General features: G+C 59.5%; 1 protein-coding gene. It reads right to left on the bottom strand.

All coding sequences use genetic code 11. The features are described from left to right. Nucleotides 1–54: 54 nt before the first annotated feature. Complete coding sequence (locus PG888_RS22960) at nucleotides 55–819, bottom strand: IS6-like element IS6100 family transposase (protein WP_001389365.1); 765 nt, start codon at nucleotides 817–819, stop codon at nucleotides 55–57. Between the last annotated feature and the right edge of the window lie 138 nt (nucleotides 820–957).

Raw genomic sequence — 957 nt, 5'->3', positions numbered from 1 at the left:
GGCTCTGTTGCAAAGATTGGCGGCAGTCAGAGGTAGGCTGTCGCTCTGCGCCGATCAGGCGGCTGCTGCGAAATGGTGGTTGAGCATGCCCATGGCCTCCGTCAGCGCCGAGGGCCCAATGCCAAAAGCTCTCTCCACAAGGCGCACCTCGCCCCTGATGCCGGGCTGCAGGCACCAGGGGCGAGCCTGTCCTTTGCGCAGGGCTCGCATGACTTCGAATCCCTTGATCGTGGCATAGGCCGTGGGGATCGATTTGAAACCGCGCACCGGCTTGATCAGTATCTTGAGCTTTCCGTGATCGGCCTCGATCACGTTATTGAGATACTTCACCTGCCGGTGGGCCGTCTCCCGGTCCAGCTTTCCTTCGCGCTTCAATTCGGTGATCGCTGCACCATAGCTCGGCGCTTTGTCGGTATTGAGCGTGGCAGGCTTTTCCCAGTGCTTCAGGCCTCGCAGGGCCTTGCCCAGGAACCGCTTCGCTGCCTTGGCGCTGCGGGTCGGCGACAGGTAGAAATCGATCGTGTCGCCCCGCTTGTCGACTGCCCGGTACAGGTAGGTCCACTTGCCCCGCACCTTGACGTAGGTTTCATCCAGGCGCCAGCTCGGATCAAAGCCACGCCGCCAGAACCAGCGCAGCCGCTTCTCCATCTCCGGGGCGTAGCACTGGACCCAGCGATAGATCGTCGTATGGTCGACCGAAATGCCGCGTTCCGCCAGCATTTCCTCAAGGTCGCGATAGCTGATCGGATAGCGACAATACCAGCGCACCGCCCACAGGATCACATCACCCTGGAAATGGCGCCACTTGAAATCCGTCATCGTTCCGTCCGTCCAATCTCCGCCAAGCATGCTCAAGCTTCACGATTTTTGCAACAGAGCCCACACGAGTATTGAGCATAGTCGAGATTGGTGCAGATCACTTCTGATATTGAACTGTCAGGAGCTGGCTGCACAACA

Origin of the sequence: Aeromonas sp. QDB23, assembly GCF_027707745.1 — a bacterium.
Lineage (GTDB): Bacteria > Pseudomonadota > Gammaproteobacteria > Enterobacterales > Aeromonadaceae > Aeromonas > Aeromonas allosaccharophila.
Note: the sequence above shows the minus strand (reverse complement) of the source record. Positions and strands in the feature narration are given on the sequence as shown.

Excerpts from the sequence above, each read along its gene's own strand:
- PG888_RS22960 (WP_001389365.1), bottom strand. The coding sequence starts at position 819 with ATGACGGATTTCAAGTGGCGCCATTTCCAGGGTGATGTGATCCTGTGG.